Source organism: Nostoc sp. 2RC, assembly GCF_014222165.1.
In the GTDB taxonomy this organism is placed as follows: Bacteria; Cyanobacteriota; Cyanobacteriia; order Cyanobacteriales; family Nostocaceae; genus Nostoc; species Nostoc linckia.
The window spans coordinates 1-18,478 of the sequence record NZ_JACKZU010000151.1; the positions used below are offsets into that span (position 1 = coordinate 1).

At 40.4% G+C, this 18,478-nt stretch carries 13 protein-coding genes; 5 read left to right on the top strand and 8 right to left on the bottom strand.

The annotated features are described in order from the left end of the window. Positions 1-23: 23 nt before the first annotated feature. Positions 24-1,415 (bottom strand): malic enzyme-like NAD(P)-binding protein, encoded by a 1,392-nt coding sequence (locus GNE10_RS17865; RefSeq protein WP_185566334.1) that lies wholly within the window; start codon positions 1,413-1,415, stop codon positions 24-26. Between the two features lie 1,118 nt (positions 1,416-2,533). On the opposite strand from GNE10_RS17865, the gene GNE10_RS17870 reads away from it, so the two are divergent. The 3 genes from GNE10_RS17870 (at position 2,534) to GNE10_RS17880 (ending at position 7,453) form a co-directional block, all read left to right on the top strand. Beyond that, positions 2,534-4,045: a linear amide C-N hydrolase gene (locus tag GNE10_RS17870; protein WP_185566335.1), complete on the top strand. Its 1,512-nt coding sequence runs from the start codon at positions 2,534-2,536 to the stop codon at positions 4,043-4,045. A 765-nt stretch (positions 4,046-4,810) separates the two neighbouring features. Next, on the top strand, positions 4,811-5,938 hold the full coding sequence (locus tag GNE10_RS17875; protein ID WP_185566336.1) for a hybrid sensor histidine kinase/response regulator: 1,128 nt from the start codon (positions 4,811-4,813) through the stop codon (positions 5,936-5,938). A 132-nt stretch (positions 5,939-6,070) separates the two neighbouring features. Beyond that, the gene (locus GNE10_RS17880; protein ID WP_185566337.1) at positions 6,071-7,453 is read left to right on the top strand and encodes an aldehyde dehydrogenase; all 1,383 of its coding nucleotides are present in this window, start codon (positions 6,071-6,073) and stop codon (positions 7,451-7,453) included. A 175-nt stretch (positions 7,454-7,628) separates the two neighbouring features. On the opposite strand, the gene GNE10_RS17885 is transcribed toward GNE10_RS17880, so the two are convergent. The 3 genes from GNE10_RS17885 to GNE10_RS17895 form a co-directional block, all read right to left on the bottom strand. Further along, positions 7,629-8,234: a sulfite oxidase-like oxidoreductase gene (locus tag GNE10_RS17885; protein WP_185566338.1), complete on the bottom strand. Its 606-nt coding sequence runs from the start codon at positions 8,232-8,234 to the stop codon at positions 7,629-7,631. Positions 8,235-8,818: 584 nt separating this feature from the next. Beyond that, the gene (gene rpmF, locus GNE10_RS17890) at positions 8,819-8,992 is read right to left on the bottom strand and encodes a 50S ribosomal protein L32 (protein WP_099067654.1); all 174 of its coding nucleotides are present in this window, start codon (positions 8,990-8,992) and stop codon (positions 8,819-8,821) included. Between the two features lie 248 nt (positions 8,993-9,240). After that, a complete protein-coding gene (locus tag GNE10_RS17895; RefSeq protein WP_099067653.1) occupies positions 9,241-9,687 on the bottom strand; it encodes a hypothetical protein in 447 nt (148 codons plus the stop codon). A gap of 201 nt (positions 9,688-9,888) precedes the next feature. On the opposite strand from GNE10_RS17895, the gene GNE10_RS17900 reads away from it, so the two are divergent. Beyond that, positions 9,889-11,751 (top strand): caspase family protein, encoded by a 1,863-nt coding sequence (locus GNE10_RS17900; protein ID WP_185566339.1) that lies wholly within the window; start codon positions 9,889-9,891, stop codon positions 11,749-11,751. A 250-nt stretch (positions 11,752-12,001) separates the two neighbouring features. Here GNE10_RS17900 and GNE10_RS17905 read toward each other — a convergent pair whose 3' ends face one another. Beyond that, the gene (locus tag GNE10_RS17905) at positions 12,002-12,379 is read right to left on the bottom strand and encodes a Mo-dependent nitrogenase C-terminal domain-containing protein (RefSeq protein ID WP_185566340.1); all 378 of its coding nucleotides are present in this window, start codon (positions 12,377-12,379) and stop codon (positions 12,002-12,004) included. Between the two features lie 497 nt (positions 12,380-12,876). Here GNE10_RS17905 and GNE10_RS17910 point away from each other — a divergent pair, with 497 nt between their 5' ends. Beyond that, positions 12,877-14,073 (top strand): anion transporter, encoded by a 1,197-nt coding sequence (locus tag GNE10_RS17910; protein WP_185566341.1) that lies wholly within the window; start codon positions 12,877-12,879, stop codon positions 14,071-14,073. 118 nt (positions 14,074-14,191) lie between these two features. On the opposite strand, the gene GNE10_RS17915 is transcribed toward GNE10_RS17910, so the two are convergent. The 3 genes from GNE10_RS17915 to GNE10_RS17925 all read right to left on the bottom strand — a co-directional run bounded on the left by GNE10_RS17915 (position 14,192) and on the right by GNE10_RS17925 (position 18,386). Continuing rightward, entirely contained in the window at positions 14,192-15,964 is a 1,773-nt protein-coding gene (locus GNE10_RS17915) for a ribonuclease J (RefSeq protein ID WP_185566342.1), read from the bottom strand. A gap of 358 nt (positions 15,965-16,322) precedes the next feature. Continuing rightward, positions 16,323-17,207 (bottom strand): 4-hydroxy-tetrahydrodipicolinate synthase, encoded by an 885-nt coding sequence (dapA, locus tag GNE10_RS17920; protein ID WP_185566344.1) that lies wholly within the window; start codon positions 17,205-17,207, stop codon positions 16,323-16,325. Positions 17,208-17,348: 141 nt separating this feature from the next. Then, entirely contained in the window at positions 17,349-18,386 is a 1,038-nt protein-coding gene (locus tag GNE10_RS17925; RefSeq protein WP_185566343.1) for an aspartate-semialdehyde dehydrogenase, read from the bottom strand. Positions 18,387-18,478 lie beyond the last annotated feature (92 nt).

An 18,478-nucleotide genomic window follows, 5' to 3' on the forward strand; every position in this document is an offset into this window, starting at 1 on the left:
CCACTCCCCCATCCCCACTCCCTCTAATTCCGAGCAATACCTTCTTGACGCGCGGCGCTTTGCACAGCAGCAGCAACCGCAGTCACAACGCGTGGATCAAACACTGAAGGAATAATGTGTTCTCGATTCAAGTCTGAAGAATTCACTAAAGAAGCGATGGCAGTTGCGGCTTCTAAGTACATTGTGGTGGTAATTGCCTGTGCCCGACAATCTAAAGCACCACGAAATACTCCAGGAAAAGCTAAAACGTTATTGATTTGATTCGGGTAATCACTGCGACCAGTGGCGATGACGGCGACATGTTTGTGAATTAATTCTGGCTGAATTTCGGGAATGGGATTGGCCATTGCAAACACAATTGGGTCTTTTGCCATCGATTGCACCATTTCCGGTGTCAAAACTCCCGGTACGCTGACTCCGATAAATACATCTGCCCCTTGCATTGCACCTGCTAAAGTACCTTGAGCTTTAACGGCAAATTCGAGTTTTTCTTCTGTGAGGTCTGTACGACTGGTGGAGATAATTCCTTTGGAGTCGCACATCCAGATTTTATCTGCTCCGGCTTTCTTGAGTAAGCGGGCAATGGCAACTCCAGCTGCCCCTGCACCGTTAATCACGATGCGGATTTCGCCGATGGCTTTGTGTACCAACTTCAAGGCATTTAACAAGGCTGCTAAGGTGACAATTGCAGTACCGTGTTGGTCGTCATGAAAAACTGGAATATCTAATTCTTGCCGCAATCTCGCCTCAATTTCAAAACAACGTGGTGCAGCAATATCTTCTAAATTCACACCACCAAATACCGGAGCAATATTTTTCACTGCCTGGATAATCTCGTCTGTATTTTGGGTGGCAAGGCAGATGGGGAAAGCATCTAACCCAGCAAATTCTTTGAATAGCATGGCTTTGCCTTCCATGACTGGGAGTGCCGCCGCCGGGCCGAGATTTCCCAAACCTAAAACTGCACTACCATCTGTAACAATGGCAACAGTATTTTGTTTTATGGTTAACTTGTAAACTTCTTCTGGATCTTGAGCGATCGCTGTACAAATTCTACCGACTCCTGGTGTGTAAGCCATTGCTAAATCGGACACACTTTTTAAGGGAATTCGGCTAGCAATGCTGATTTTGCCACCACGATGCAAATTAAAGGTGCGATCGTAAACGCTCAATAACTTAATATCAGGCAGTGCTTTAACTGCTTGCACAATTGTTTCAGCGTGTTCGGTACTAGCTGCATCAACGGTAATATCGCGGGTAGACTCTTTGCGGGTTTGCTCGATTAAATCAATTTGACCGAGATTACCGCCAGTGGTGGCGATCGCTTGGGTAACTGACGCCAACATTCCCACGCGATTGGGAATCTGCAAGCGTAGTGTCAAACTAAAACTAGAATTAGGAGTTAGGTCTGGCATGTTGATTTGGGATTTTAAGTTTTAGATCTTATATTGAATTGCTTAGTAATAATCTAGACGAAAGCTAAAATCTATATTTTACTGAATATGAACTAGTAACAATTTATAACTGTATTTATAAATTCAAGGCAAGATATTTATGATACCAGCATCTCTCTTTTGCCAAACAGCACTCCTAAAATAACTGGAGTTTCTCCTTTGATAGCAGATTTTAACAAGCTTGAACTAAGCATTTCAGTCTGCTAGCTAGGCATCTAGCTGATTATATTTAAACCGTGTCTACTTTGAAACCCTTAGTTTTTTGAAAATTGGGTTTTATAGCAGTCGAAGCATAGTTTAGGACATAAGTTGACAGTAAAATCCAGACACCAACAGACTTTCTTTCCCTATTGCCTATTGCCTTTTTACTTTCCCTGTTGCCTATTGCCTGTTGCCTTTTTACTTTCCCTGTTGCCTGTTGCCTATTGCCTATTGCCTGTTGCCTATTGCCTGTTGCCTATTGCCTGTTGCCTGTTGCCTATTGCCTATTGCCTGTTGCCTGTTGCCTATTGCCTTTTTGTAACACCGCAAGCTCTCCTCAGAATCCATACATGAAGTTGTTTAATTTGCAAGTGTTTATCAACATATAATTTGTGCGATCGAGGACACATATTTTGTAATCGCTACAAGCATACTATTTTTTTGTGCATAAATACAGCTAAAGCATGGCTTTTAACTTGACAAATATCCAGAAGATTTGTAATCTGTCAAAGTTAGTCTGTACAAAATACAACAACACCTCAATCCAAAGCTAAAACTTATTTAATTTGCATAGTCAAATTTTCAGTACGTTTTATTGACTATGTAAATCAAATATAAAACAGCTTTCATATCTACCATTCGGATATATCCGAATAGTACTAAGAAAACACGAAAACTTAGCTAGCATTTCTCACAATTCGTGCTTTTAGCATTTTTCATACACTTATACCTAGACTATCATTCGCACATTTATGATAGTTAAAATTTTCATAAGGTGTGAAACTTTTGAATCTAGGTTTTATCAGGTTTTGAGAAATGCAAAAAGCATTATAAATTGTAAAGTTCTGCAAGTAATTTACACACACACAAATAAATCAATGAAACGTTACCTCAAAAGTTTTTCATTAACTATACCGTTTCTATTTGTTGGAATTGCCGCACTAGTAGGCTGCAATTTCACACAGGAATCTTTTAACATTCATCAAGCATTGAGCAACTCGATCCATGATTTGCACTTGGGATTAATACCACTGGTATTACTCGGTTGTACCCGTGCAATCTATGTTGCTAACCAAGAAACAAAATCAATCTTTACCGTGCGTTCTATGGATTGGTCTGATGCAAATATAGCTACAAGCTTATGGGCATCACCTGAAGGTAGCGATCGCACAGGTGCTGGTGAAAATGATGAGGGTAACCCGTTTACATGGACATCTAAGTATAAGAGCCTGGTTGTATGTAACTATGGAAAGGCTACAACTGATGGCATAAACGAGGAGGGCTTAGTTGCCAATCTGCTTTTTCTACCACAAGCTTGCTACAAGCATAATGACTATGAGAATAAACCACGTTTACCGATTAGTGGCTTGGCACAGTATGTACTAGACAGATACGCAACTGTCAAAGATGCTGTAGAGGGATTAAAGCAGGAGCCATTTTTTATTGTCACGTCTGAGCTAGCTGTCGCAAAATTAAACACAAGCTCCAACGAGTTTAATGTATATCTCAAACCTATAGTCATACATTTGTCCCTTTCAGATGCTAAGGGAGAGTCGGCAGTCTTACAATATGTGGAGGGTGAAAAGGACGAACTGGATCGCAAGGACGATCTATCTCCAAATTATAAATTAGTAGTTTACTACGTTCCAAAGAAGGATGAAACTGAAGACAAACAAACGATTAGTGTGTTGACTAACAACCTGTATGACAAGCAATTAGAACTTTTAAAGAGTTTTCAAACAGAAAATGGAGACTTTGACTGGGGAATTCAAAATGAAGTATTTAGTTGGGATGGACTGAAAAAAGATAATTCAAAAAAAGAGATGAATCCGCCAATGAATGGCTCTGATATTCGATTTCTCCGCGCCTCATTCTACAGCGATAGAATCGAAAAAGTCTATGACAAGGAAGATCCTAAGTTTAAAGAAAATTCGAGACCATTTATTGATGAGACTCAAAGAATTTCCGGTGAAGAAAAGTCTTATAAAATATGGTTAGAAGAGTGGTCAAAACACGAAGGTCTTGCTAGAGCTTTTTCGTTGATTCGTAATATGTCAACGCCTTTAAGTGTTAAGGCAATAGATGATAATCCATTCCTTGCCTCTACACTCTGGCGCACTGTTGCAGATCATGGAAACAAGCGCTATTTCTTTGAATCAAGTAGGGCTTTATATCCACTATATGTTGATTTGAAAGAATTATTTGCTGACTTAAAGACAGTGAAGAAATTAGATCTGTATGTCCCGCCAGCAAAAGAGGGTGATAAAGGGATTGATCTACTGGAGGATCAACTAAACAAAGGAGAAAAAATAGGCAAGGTGAATAATCTGTTTCAAGATGTGGAAGGTGGTCAATGGTTTTATTTTGACTACCAGAAGCCTGACAAATAAACTAGTAATTGAATTCAGTAAATTATTAGACAGCGTGGCTGCAAAGCATCTATAAAAGTCACATAACCGCGTCCAAGGATGTTTCAGACTGGTGATAAACACCCTTGGACGACGTTTATATTTAAGGTAATGTTAACTATTGTCCCTGTTGGGTAATATTTTCATTAGACCTCTGGTAAAAGTAACTTTTGCCAGAGGGGCAAAGGAAAAAGGGTTTTTATTTGCCCTTTCCCCGGTTGGTGAGCTTGTCGAACCATTACCCCTTACCCTTTTACCCACTTCTCTTAGAAGTCTATTACAGACCCTGACAAAAATTTCGTCATCATCAATAACTACAAGATTTAGCACTCTTTCATGACTTTGGTGAAAGAAAAATCTCAACTAACGAACTTCAACATTAAAAATCCGTTAACATAAATTAATACTCAATCAATACAAATTACGTCGTAGTGGAGCAATTGCTTGACTACACAATTTTGTTTTTAGTTTCCGGTGCTAGTTACTATATCAAAATATTACCTATTGATTGATAGCATCTACCGTATTCAAATTTCAAATTTTACCAGCCATAATTTTATTAGTGAATTATTTTTTTGCCAAAAATCCAGCCCAGTTTAACTTAACAGCAAATTATAAACTCCGTAAATACCAAGCCGTGAGTAAATAATATCTCTGAAGCGGGAGGTTAATTAAAGGAATTGACAGACAAATTGTTACAAGTACAGTCAAATTAACAAAAATTTGTACCTCATACCTAGCTTTGACATGACTTTACAATCTTCTCGCTCTGATAAAATTCTGGTTGTTGATGACTCTCCTGATAATGTATTTCTAATCAAAACTATTTTGGAGGAAGAAGGTTACACCATTAGCACCGCAGAAAATGGTATTTCGGCGTTGGCACAATTGCAAGCATCTCCTTGTGACTTAGTGCTTCTAGATTTGATGATGCCAGGTATGGATGGATACGAAGTTACTAAGCATATTCGTGGAGATATGAAGTTATCGCAATATATTCCCATACTGCTAATTACTGCCCACGATGCGCCCAATGTTGCCCACGGATTAGACTTGGGTGCTGATGATTTTATCCGTAAACCAGTGACAGTGGATGAATTATTAGCAAGAGTGCGATCGCTTTTGCGTTTGAAGCACAGTATGGATGAACGCGATGAAATTGCGCGCCAGCGAGAGGATTTTGTCTCCCGTCTCGCCCACGACTTACGCACTCCTTTAGTAGCAGCCGATCGCATGTTAATGCTGTTTCAACAAGGCGCTTTAGGAGCATTATCGTCGCAAATGCAGGAAGTAATTGCCATCATGGCTCGAAGCAATATTAACTTGCTTTCTATGGTCAATACCTTATTGGAAGTTTATCGCTTTGAAGCCGGTCGCAAAACCTTGACATTGCAGCCTGTGAATTTAGCACAGTTACTAGAAGAAGTAGCTGGAGAATTGACCCCCTTAATTCAAGATAAAAAACTGTCACTAAATTTGGAATTAGCTGAGGAGTTAAAGGTAAATACAATAATAGGCGATCGCTTAGAATTACATCGTTTATTTACTAATCTTATCGGCAATGCAATCAAATTTACTGACTCAGGTTCAGTAAGTATTCGTTTGACTTGTGAAAACCAATTTGGTAAAAATAGCCAATCTATATTTTCTGACTACATTAGGATTGAAATAGCTGATACTGGCCCTGGTATTCCTCCGGAAGAACAAACTACCATTTTTGAAAGATTTCGCCAAGGCACTCACAAAAGTTCTGGTAGTGGCTTGGGATTGTATCTTTCCCGACGAATTGTTGAGGCACATCAAGGTATTATTTTGCTGAATTCTGAGTTGGGTAAAGGTAGTAAATTTGTGGTACTTCTACCACAAAAAACATAATAAATTTGGTAATTTTTGAAATTGTCTCTCATACAACTTTTGTGTCAGATAACATAGCTGTGCCGTGGAAGCATGAATATACAAAAACAGCAAGCAATAGACTGAAATAAATCGTTTTTCATAGCATAAAAAATGATGACCACTGAATTATCCAACATTGGCAAAATTATCCAAAATCAGCGAGAGTTTTTTCAAACAGGCAAAACTAAAGATATAAATTTTCGCATTGAACAACTGCAAAAACTGAAGCAAGGAATCATTGAACACACACAAGAAATAATCGAGGCATTAGAAGCAGATTTACATAAACCAGTAGTAGAGACTTATCTAACAGAAATTGCCGTCGTCAAAGAAATTGATTATGCCATCAAACATATCAAAACTTGGGCAAAACCGAAAAAAGCACCAGTTTCCTTAGATTTTTTTTCATATTCAGCCCGCATTTATCCAGAACCACTGGGAGTTATCTTAATTATCACCCCTTGGAACTATCCATTTCAGTTAGCTATTTCACCCTTAGTAGGTGCGATCGCTGCTGGAAATTGTGCAATTATTAAACCTTCAGAAATTGCTTACTACACTTCTAGTATTGTTAATAAAATTATTAGTAAATACTTCCCGCAACCTTATATTACAGCAGTGGAAGGAGGTATAGAAGTAAGTGAAAAACTACTAGCGGAAAAATTTGACCATATATTTTTTACTGGTGGTACAGCCGTGGGCAAAATTGTCATGACAGCAGCGGCAAAACATCTCACACCAGTTACTTTAGAATTGGGTGGTAAAAGTCCTTGTATCGTCGATACCGACATTAATCTCGAACACACTGTCAGACGAATTACTTGGGGCAAATTTATTAATGCTGGGCAAACATGTATCGCCCCTGACTATCTGTTAGTAGATAAAAAAATCAAAAAAGATTTAATCAATGGAATCGAAAAATGCCTTAAAGAATTTTATGGAGAAAATCCGGCAAATAGTTCTGATTATGCCAGGATTATTAGCCAAAAACACTTTGATAGGTTGGTTAAATTTCTGAAAGATGGCGAAGTTATTCTCGGTGGAGAAACTAAATCTTCAGAACGTTATATCGCCCCTACAATAATTGATAATATTCCCTTAGAAGCTTCTGTAATGCAGGAAGAAATTTTTGGCCCTATTTTGCCAGTAATTGAATACAGTGATATTGCAGAAGTTATCGCCTTGATTAACTCTAGACCAAAACCCTTAGCATTATATTTATTTTCTCAAAATAAAAACCTCCAAAAGCGAGTTTTGCAGGAAACTTCATCAGGTGGAGTTTGTATCAACGATACAATCATGCATGTTGGAGTCCCATCTTTACCCTTCGGAGGAGTAGGAGATAGTGGTATTGGTAACTATCATGGCAAAGCTAGTTTTGACACCTTTTCCCATGAAAAAAGCGTATTGCAAAACTCCTTTTGGCTAGATTTAAAATGGCGCTATGCTCCATATAAAAACAAATTGCCTCTTATCAAGAAACTTTTGGGTTAAAAGTTATAAGTAAAGAGTTGTGAGTTATGAGTGAGGAGTTATGAGTTAGGAGTTTGCAGTGAGAAATTTTTAATTAACAACTTTATTATTCATAACTTATTACTCAAAACTCCTAATTCCTCACTCCTCGCTCATAACTTATAATTCTTCACTCCTAACTCCTAACTCCTAATTATTAAAATCCAAATACATTGCTATAACGCTCCTCTTTCCAAGGTTCGCCACGGTGGTGGTAGCCATTGCGTTCCCAAAAACCTAGTTCTTCACTGGCTAAAAACTCTAAACCATTAATCCACTTAGCACTTTTCCAAGCGTAGAGATGAGGAACGACTAGCCGCATTGGCCCACCATGTTCAACTGGAAGATCTTCACCAAAAACTTTAAAGGCAAAGAAATTTTCTTCCCGCATAAAGTCTTCGATAGAAATATTTGTAGTGTAGCCACCATAGCAGTGTTCCATAATGTAGGCTACTTTTGGTTCTAGCTCAATGAGAGCCATAAAATCTGTTACTTTAATCCCAGTCCATTTGACATCGAGTTTAGACCAACGAGTTACGCAGTGAAAATCCGCTGTGAACTCATGTTGAGGTAGCGCCATAAAGTCTGACCAATTAAAAGTAGCTGGCTTTGCTAAACCCCAAACCCGAAATTCCCATTCTTCAATACCAACTTGCGGAGTTGCACCGTAAGTTAATACAGGGAAACCCTTGGCTAAATGTTGACCTGGAGGAACGCGTTCGTTATTTTCTTTTCCTGGCTTCTCAAAGAATTTTCCTAACATAATGGGAGAAAAGTAAGTTTTCTCAAAATATTTGCAGAATTTTGTGCTGAGTTGTCAACAGCGCCAGATAATTTACCCTTGAATATGATTAGGATAAAAAACATTGAAATTCCGTAGTTACTTTATCTGGTCATCTTTTATCATTTGTCATTTGCCAGTTGTCCTCTCTTAATTGAGTTCTGTACCTGGGGAATGAGAGAACCAAAGGCTAGGGAAAACGGCGAATCACTACTCTATCGACGTAACCAGACACACCCTGCAAAATATTGCTAGAGACTTTGTGCTTTGTCGTTGGTTATTTGTAAATGACTAATAGCTATGAACGGTCTTAACCAGAAAATCTATAAACTGGAACCACATGAGCTTACCAATCATTACTGATAATTGATAGGTAATGGGTAATGGATGTTCCCAATTACTCACTACCAATTTTTTGCAATTTAATAAGCTTGTGTAGACCATCAATAATTGATTATCCAATCAGGAAAGCCAAGAAAAAGCATTTATCCATGAGCGATAAATTTGAGCCATGACTCTGCCCATTAAACCTATCGATGCCGTTCATGCTTTTCCTGATTGGAAAATTATGATTCTTCTTCCTCGTCTTCAGCAGATGGATAAACAAATGTAGAACGTCCAGTCAAAATAGACTTGCCCAGAGATAGAGCTTTCTGAGCTTCAATAGCAGCTTTGTGCCTCCAAGTAGCCCGACGTTTATCTCGTTTTGATTTGGAAGTTTTCTTCTTAGGAACAGCCATGTCAGCAGATATAGTGATTTTTGACAACCTTTTTATTTTAGGCCATTCACTGACACCAAGGACGCCAATTTAGCCAAGAATTAAGTAAAGGCATTGGCCAAACAGGGTAAACAGGGTATGGGGAAAGGGTTATGGTTCGACAAGCTCACCAACCGGGGAAAAGGGTAAAGATTAAATTTATTCCTTTAACCTTTAACCTTTAACCTTTTCCCCTACCCCTGTGCCCCCTGCCTCTTTCATCCCCCCGATCATTTTTCAAAGAACAGTAGCGATCGCGCAGTTTTATAGTAGGTTGCCCAATTTTGAGCGTCCGGACGGCTGCGCCATTCTGGGCGACTGACTTCTAATGTTAGAACTGGTGCGATCGCTCCATAACTTTGTACGGAGATAATGATTGAAACATCTGTTACTAAAATATCTTGGTCGAAGCTCCTCTGGGCAGCTGCTCTAGCGGCCGCTTCTGCTCGTCGCAGAATGGTTTCGTAGTTTTCTTCTGGCAGGCGATCGATGGCTAGGTCAACTCTGGCGGTGTAAGCTCGCACAACTTGAGGGGCGATCGCTTCGGTGAAAAACCACGCAGGAACAGTAGATATGAGCAAAAATGCTAAAGGAACTATCCGGATTTTTTTGGCAATTTGGCTAATAAATGAAAAGGAAGCGATCGATGATGGTATCTGAGCAAAAATTTGGCTCATGACCTTATAGCTCCTGAATAACGATCTGTCAATTGAAATTAGGTGAAAGTATTTTCCGGTCAACTAACGTAATAAAAATTACATTTTATCTTAAGATTCGATGAGAATCACCTAGACTAGAAAACATCAGGTTAGCTTTGTTTTTTGGATAAAGCCAACCACAATTTTCAGACGAGCAAACAATAACCGACAAAGAGCGCGATGGCAAATTACTGGGCGATCGCTATTGGCATCAATCAATATCAGTTATTTCAACCTTTAAGCTGTGCCCAAGCAGATGCTGAGGCACTAAAGGATATTTTGGTGGCAGAGGCAGGTTTTCTCCCCGGACATTGCCTGCTAATGACGGATACTTCACCACCAATGGGAGATAGATCCACCTATCCCACTAAAGAAAATATTTTGCTGTTGCTTGAGGATTTGGCCGCGACATGTTGGCAACCACAAGACTATCTGTGGCTATTTTTTAGCGGTTATGGAGTCAACTACAAAGGCAAAGATTACTTAATGCCGGCGGAGGGTAACCCCGAACTCGTGCCAGAGACAGGCATAGAATTGCGATCGCTAATGCAAAGTCTCCAAATGGCCCAGTTAAATGTATTGTTACTGCTTGATATTAACCGTGCTTTTGGTACACAAGCAGATGCTCCCGTGGGGGAAGAAACCATAGAACTAGCTCAAGAATTAGAACTTGCAACAATTTTTTCTTGTCAACCAGAGCAGTTTTCCCACGAAAGTAGCGAACTAGGCCACGGATTTTTTACAGCAGCGTTGTTAGAAGCTTTGCGTTCTGGTAATGGTAACAACTTGGCAGATTTAGAAAGTTACCTCAGCCTTGTGGTGCCCAAATTATGCCAGCATCACTGGCGTCCCATCCAAAACCCTGCCATTATCATTCCATCCAAACCCCAAGTCATCTTACCAAAATTGGCAATAGGAAGCGATTTCCAATCAGAAGCGGTGATTTATCCCGAAGAATCCTTTGCTATTGCCCTTGCAGCTCCCCCCCTGGGTGACCCGCCTCAAAATCAAGGTAAATGGGGAGAAACAACTATTAATTCTAAAGTGCAAAAGTCTAATGGCAAACAAATCCAGCAGTCAGCTACCGACTTAGTTTCCCAGCCGGCAGAAACTTCCATAGGAATGAATACCAAGGGAAGATTTATCCCTAACTCCTCCAAAGTTAACGTCTCCCAATTGCCACGAAATCATTCAAACACCCCTTTGTGGAAGCAGGTTATTTTCTGGGGTGGAGGCAGTTTGCTAGTGACAGGTTTAATTGCAGTGGTTTTTCTGCGTAATCAAGAAACTTTTAAAATTAAACAAATATCAAGGACATCACCCAATGCTACTGCTAATAGTCCCCAGGCGTTCCAGAATTTACCAAATGACACCTCGACAATTGAAACCAGCCCACCAGTTAGACCTAAAAATCAATCTAGCGCCCAAACATCCTTGAGTTCTGAGTCGCAAAAGCGCAATCAAGCAGTATTAGACTTGGCAAAAATGTCCCTCCAAGAAACCCAGGCTAGTGATTTGAGCTTAGCCATTGCCACAGCTAGGAGAATCAAACCCGGTGAGCCATTATACGAACAGGCTCAGGAAAATATTAAGATTTGGAGCCGGATGATTTTAGATTTAGCAGAGGGTCGTGCCAAGCAAAGACAGTATGCTAGTGCCATTGCCGCAGCTCGATTAATCACCAAAAACGAACCGCTTTATGCTAAAGCACAAGCGGCAATTAATCTATGGCGGCTAGAAGGCAAGCAGTATGTCAGTAACACAACTCTTTTAGATGCAGCTAACGCCTTAATTCAGCCGGGACAAGCCTCTACTTATAATCGAGCCATCGAAGTTGCTAAAAAAGTACCATCAGGGCAACCAGGCTTCGATACCGCCCAAAAATCAATCGATAATTGGAGTGAGAAAATTTTAGATCTCGCCAAGCGTCGCGCTGCTCAAGGAGAACTCAATGCTGCAATTGAAACTGCTACTTTAGTGCCAGAGGAAACAGCTTCTTACGAAGATGCTCAGGATGCCATTCAAAAATGGCGAAAAAAATAGTCAAAAAACAATTAAGAGTTAGGAGTGAGGAGTTAAGGGTTAGGAGTTAAGGGTTAGGAGTTAGGAGTTAGGAGTTAAGAGTTAGGAGTTAAAAATTAAGAGCTTTGAGTTAGGAGTTAAGAATTAAGAGTTTGGAGTTTTATTTTGAACTCTTCCCTCCTAACTTCTCACTCCTAACTCCTAACTCCTCACTCCTAACTCCTAACTCCTAACTAACTCCTAACTAACTCCTAACTAATTCCTAACTTAATTAACAGTACTGCGATACATCTTCGCCACATTCGTCGGCTAGATAACACAACGCTCGGAAACGTAAACTAACCACTTCTTCATATAAGGGGTTGAGCTTACACATAGGCGGAATGTGAAATAGGGTTTTGCCGAATAATTTGACATCTCGCTCAAAGGGACACTGAGATGGAATCAGTTTACACAATCGGTGAGCTAGTTGGCGATCGCGGATTTGAATGCTGTCTAATAGCCGCTTTAAGGGTTGAAGAATGTTCCAGTGGGGCTTGGAAACAGGACGGCTTAGCTGGGTTCCTCGATCTTCACTAGTCTCTGATTGATTGATTGAGACCCAGCTTGCCAGAAAAATATTTTTTGTGGTATTATCAAATACCTTCATGGTTAATCCTCTATGTTATTGAGGCTGTTCACCTTTCTGGTGAATGTATACAAGGTGGCAACGAAATTTCCGGAATATTCGTGTCCTGACTGCGATATAATGTAATACCCAAATTAGCCACTTAAGTCAGAATCTAATTTATTACTACGTCAAGTTAACCGCAATTTTCGCGGGATCGGTAGTGTAGTAATGTAATCTTGTTCGTAGCTTGACACAGTTTAAATTTTAATGAAGACATCCTTCATTGGGTAGGTTTTAGTTTAACATTTACAAAACTTAAAATGAAATGTTTTTGAAACTATTTTTTGTAAGTGTAAATAACAGTAATATTCTGGTAGGCGGGCTTTGAACTGTGTATTTTCCCGTTGTTTGATATTTGTGTCGTGTTAATAACTAGCTAAATACAGTAGAACTAGAGAAAAAAATTTAGCTCAAGCTTCAGTAGGAGGCTAATTCGCACAAAGTCTGCCCAACTAGAATAATCAGGCTAATATTTAGTGATTTTTCTGCAATTTGCTACTTATGGCGTCTTAGGGTTAACTTACCTGGGGTTAGCATTGGGCTACATTCCAGGCTTACGCATGAACCGTGCCACCATTGCCTTAGTGGGTTCTGCTTTTTTAATTGCTTTAGGTGTTCTAAATTTACAACAAGCGTGGCAGGCTATTGATGCTAATACCATCGTGTTTCTGTTGAGCATGATGGTAGTAAACGCCAATTTATCCTATGCGGGGTTTTTTCGGCGATCGCTATCTGTAATACTGAGTGTGACTCGCAGTCCTTTAGGTTTGTTGATTGCCTTAACTTTTGGTAGTGGTATCCTTTCGGCGTTTTTTCTCAATGACACTCTAGCGCTGATTTTTACACCCTTAACTTTGAGCTTGACTCAAACCTTGGGTTTAAATCCGATACCTTATTTACTAGCGATCGCTGGTGCAACTAATATAGGCTCAGTAGCTACCCTGAGCGGTAATCCGCAAAACATCCTCATAGGCTCCTTTTCAGGCATTCCCTACCTAGATTTTCTGCGTGTATTAGCTCCAGTTGCCCTTTTAGGCTTGGTAGTTCAACTAGGATTACTGTGGCTACTTTACCCAGATGTACGCTCAATCAAAGCTTGCCAAGTATTACCCACCACCAACCAACGTATTTTTAAACCTTTATTTAATAAAACATTAGTCATTACAGCTGGGTTGCTGATTGCATTTACTATCGGCTTACCCCTAGCTGAGTCTGCTTTAGTTGCTGCTAGCTTGTTGCTAATTACTCGCCGGGTAAAACCCCAGCGGATTTTACAAAAAGTGGATTGGAATCTGCTGGTAATGTTTTCTGGATTATTTATCTTGACGCGAGTCACCCAGAAATTGAATTTACTCCAACCATTTACCCACGCTGTTAACTCTGCTGCGAGTTTTTTGGGTGTAACTGTGGTTTTATCTAACTTAATTTCTAATGTACCTGCTGTACTTCTACTCCATCCCCTGATTCCTCAGGGTGATACCCAGTATTGGCTATTACTGGCAGCCGGTTCAACCTTGGCAGGTAATTTGACTTTGTTTGGTTCGGTAGCCAACTTGATAGTTGTGGAAGCCGCTGCTGATTTAGGTTACAAGCTAACTTTTTGGGAACACCTCAGATTTGGAGTACCAGTCACATTGTGTACTTTACTTTTAACGTACCTCTGGGTTCATTGAGGATGTGGCCGATCCGATCAAGAATAAATCTCACGCCAAAGCGCATTCGCGGAGCGTCTCGTAGAGAAGACCCTCCAAAACACTCTGCGTCTTTGCGCTTTTTTGCGTGAGATTCTTATTATGATGCCACCTGAGCAGCTGTCCGAGTCCGCCGTCTTCTGCCATCGGCAACTTTCACCGGCGGTTCCTCTGGAATTTGCATCAACAAAGTCACAGATGGTTGACATTGCAATTCTCGACGGATGGAACGTTGCAATTCTCGCTCTAAAGTTCCTTGCAACCCACCCCAATCTATATCGGCTGGTTCGGCTTCTGTAGCTGCAAATTCTGACCAGCGGACACTGAGAATTTCTTCAATGCGCTGTTGTACCCATTTTTGTAGGAGCGATCGCTCTAAACTTGTAACTACACCCCGGAGGTGAATTTCCGGTTTTGCCAAAAGTTTACCATTCCAATCAATGGCGGCGGCAATGGTAACAATACCTTCTTCTGCCATGCGTTGCCGTTCTTGCAACACTTTGGCACTCACCATACCAGAACTTGTGGTATCCACTAGTTCGATACCAGATGGCACTTTACCAGCAACGCGGATGGAGTTTTCCGTCAGTTCTATAACATCGCCATTTTGAATAACGATCATGTTTTCTGCTGGTATACCCATACTCTGAGCCGTTTGGGCGTGCTTCACCAGCATTCGATGTTCGCCGTGGAATGGCACAAAGAATTTCGGTTGAGTTAAGGCAATCATTAATTTTTGGTCTTCCTGACAGCCGTGACCAGAGACGTGAATTCCTTTGTCCCGGCCATAAACCACATTTGCCCCTTGAATCATCAATTTATCTATGGTGTTGACCACAGCGATGGTATTTCCGGGAATCGGGTTAGCGGAGAATACCACTGTATCGCCTTGACGAATTTTGATGTGGGGGTGTTCTTTATTGGCAATGCGGGTCATTGCTGACATTGGTTCGCCTTGGGAACCTGTAGTTAGAATCAACACACTTTCATCTGGCAGGTTGCGGACTGCGTTTAACGGTTGCAGCAGATTATCTTCACACTTGATGTAACCTAAATTACGGGCATGAGCAATCAAGTTCAGCATGGAACGCCCGACCACCGTCACTACACGGTTATGCTTCTTCGCTAAATCCAAAATCATATTGATGCGATGGACGCTAGAAGCAAAGGTAGTGACGAACAATCGCCCAGTGGCTTGACTAAATACTCTATCCAGATTGGGATAAACAGAACGTTCTGAAGGTGTAAATCCTGGCACTTCAGAATTAGTAGAATCACTTAGCAGACAAAGAACGCCTTTTTCACCATGTTCTGCTAGTCGTTGGAGGTCAAACTTTTCTCCATCCACTGGCGTATGGTCAATTTTAAAATCACCAGTGTGAATAATTACCCCCAGTGGCGTATGAATGGCAACAGTGAAACTATCGGCTATTGAGTGAGTATTGCGGATATATTCCACTAAAAAGTTTTTACCAATCCGCACGACATCGCGGGGTAAAACTTTTTTTAATTCTGTGCGATCGCGTACTCCAGCTTCTTCTAATTTACCCTCTAGCATTGCCATTGCTAGTCTTGGGCCATAAATCACCGGTATATCAAATTGCTTGAGATGAAAAGCAATCCCACCAATATGATCTTCATGACCGTGGGTAACAATCATCCCTTTAATTTTGTGGCGATTTTCCCGCAAATAGGTCGTATCTGGAAGAACAATATTCACTCCATGCATCGCCTCTGTGGGAAAAGCTAATCCTGCATCCAAGAGAACAATTTCATCTTCGTACTCGAAAACACAAGTATTTTTTCCAATTTCATGCAAACCGCCTAAAGGAATAATTTTCAAGGCGGAATTATTAGCTTCGTTTTTAGCCATTTTCTCCTTAGTTTGTTACGTTTTGTTAATTAAGTTGATAGTTAACGATCTTGTATTTCAAACAACCCCAGTTGTCTTTTAGTCAGTCCCAAAGCAATCTTGTTTTAATTGAGATTTTTTATTGTTTATTCAATAAAAATGACAATACACCAAAGGATTCATAGTATATCTATTAGTCCTAACACAAGTTTTTAAATAGTAATACCAATTTTAAATTTGAAAACTTAGTGGTATGACATGGATGCACATAACTCTTTAAAAGCAAGAAACTCTCAATTTAAAATTCACAATGGTATAACTTGTTAACAATTACAGTCATTAGTTTGTATCTATACTTTAGTAAGTAAGCCTATTAGGACTAAATTAGACTAAGTTCTTTGAGAACTATTTCTAATTTTTGAGTCACTTCCAAGTCAGCTTCGCATAGCGGCGGACGAGTTGAACCAACCTCCCAACCTTGAAGTTTTAATGCCTTCTTAATAGGAATGGGATTTGAAGTCAGAAATAAAGCTTTAAACAACGGGAAGAGTCGGAGATGAATCTCGCTGGCTACCTCAATTTTACCCGCACTAAAAGCTTGAATCATCTGCTGTAGTTGGTTACCTACCAGATGAGAAGCTACACTTACTACACCCTTTGCCCCGATCGCTAACATCGGCAAAGTCATGTAATCATCACCAGAGTAGATCTGGAATTCTTTTGGTGTCAAGCGACGAATTTCACTTGCTCGATCTATGCTACCTGTAGATTCCTTTATCCCGATAATGTTGCTCACCTTAGCTAACTGAGCAACTGTTTCTGGCTCAAGGTTTTGTCCGGTACGACCGGGGACGTTATACAACAACAGTGGTAAGTCGGGACAGGCTTGTGCTATGGCCTGAAAGTGTGCTTTTAATCCCGCTTGCGGTGGTTTGTTGTAATAAGGAACAACCTGTAAGGAACCGTGTACTCCTATTTTAGCGGCTTTTTGAGTAGCAGCGATCGCTTCTTTGGTGGAATTTGACCCACAACCTGCTATTACCTTGGCTTTTCCTGCCACAGCCTGTAACACTTCCACAAACAACTGGTATTCCTCGTCCCAAGTCAGGGTAGGGGATTCCCCTGTTGTGCCACATATCACCAATGTATCTGTACCATTGTTGGCGAGATGCGCTGCTAGTTCTGCGGCTAGATCGTAGTTCACACTACCATCTGCCTTAAACGGCGTAATCATAGCGGTTAAAACATTGCCAAAATCTCCCACCCTGTTTATCACTCCTAGTTACCCATATTTTTATATCTTGGTGGTTTTCTATTGTAATAATCTATTAGCAAATTGATTTAAAATGTCATTTTTTATTTGTCATTTGTTATTTGTCCTTTACTGATGACCAATGACCAATGACTAATGACTACTAACTAATGGTTTGAGTAGATTTTTCTCTACTAATAATTCGGCGATTTGTATTGCATTTAAGGCTGCTCCTTTGCGAATTTGGTCGCCACATAACCATAATTCCAAGCCACAAGGATGAGAAATATCTTGACGAATTCTTCCCACCAGTACTTCGTCCTTACCTGTAGCTTCAATTGGCATCGGGAAATAATTATTTTCCCAATCTTCTACCAATTTTACTCCAGGAGCAGAATTGAGAATTTCTTTAGCTGCCTCTACACTAAAGGGAGTTGCAAATTCTAAATTAATTGCTTCCGAGTGTGCCCGGAGTACGGGAACCCGTACACAAGTGGCAGTAATTCTGATTTGCTGGTTGGCAAAAATCTTTCGGGTTTCGTTGACCATTTTCATTTCTTCCTCACAATAACCCAAATCGTTTAATGGCGAGTTATGTGGGAATAAATTAAATGCCAATGGATAAGGCAATACTTCAGCAACTGGCGACTGTCCTTGTAGTATAGCGCTGGTTTGGGTTTTCACTTCTGCCATTGCTCTTGCCCCAGCACCGCTAGCAGATTGGTAAGTTGAGGCTACAATTCGTTGGACTGGTTTAATTTGATGCAATGGCCATACTGCCACCGTCATCAAAATTGTTGTACAGTTGGGGTTAGCAATAATGCCTTGGTGATTAGCTGCGGCTTCGGGATTGACTTCTGGTACTACTAGGGGAACTTCTGGATTCATCCGAAAGGCACTGGAATTATCAATTACCACTGCGCCCTTTTCCACAGCGATGGATGCCCAAGCTTTAGATGTGGAACCGCCAGCACTAGCCAGTACTATATCAACGTTTTCAAAAGCACCATCGCTCACTGGTTCTACTGGTATATTTTCACCATTAAACGAGAGCGATCGCCCTGCACTCCGCTCTGATGCCAATAACTTTAACTCAGCAATGGGAAAAGCACGACTTTCTAATAATTCCAGTAACTCTGTACCCACGGCACCAGTGGCACCCAAAATAGCTACACGATAAGATTTAGACAAACTCGCTTCCTCCTTTAAGAGGTTTGTGTGTAATTTTTGATAACAATTGTCGATTTACTTATATTTAAATGGAATTCGCACTCTAAAAATAC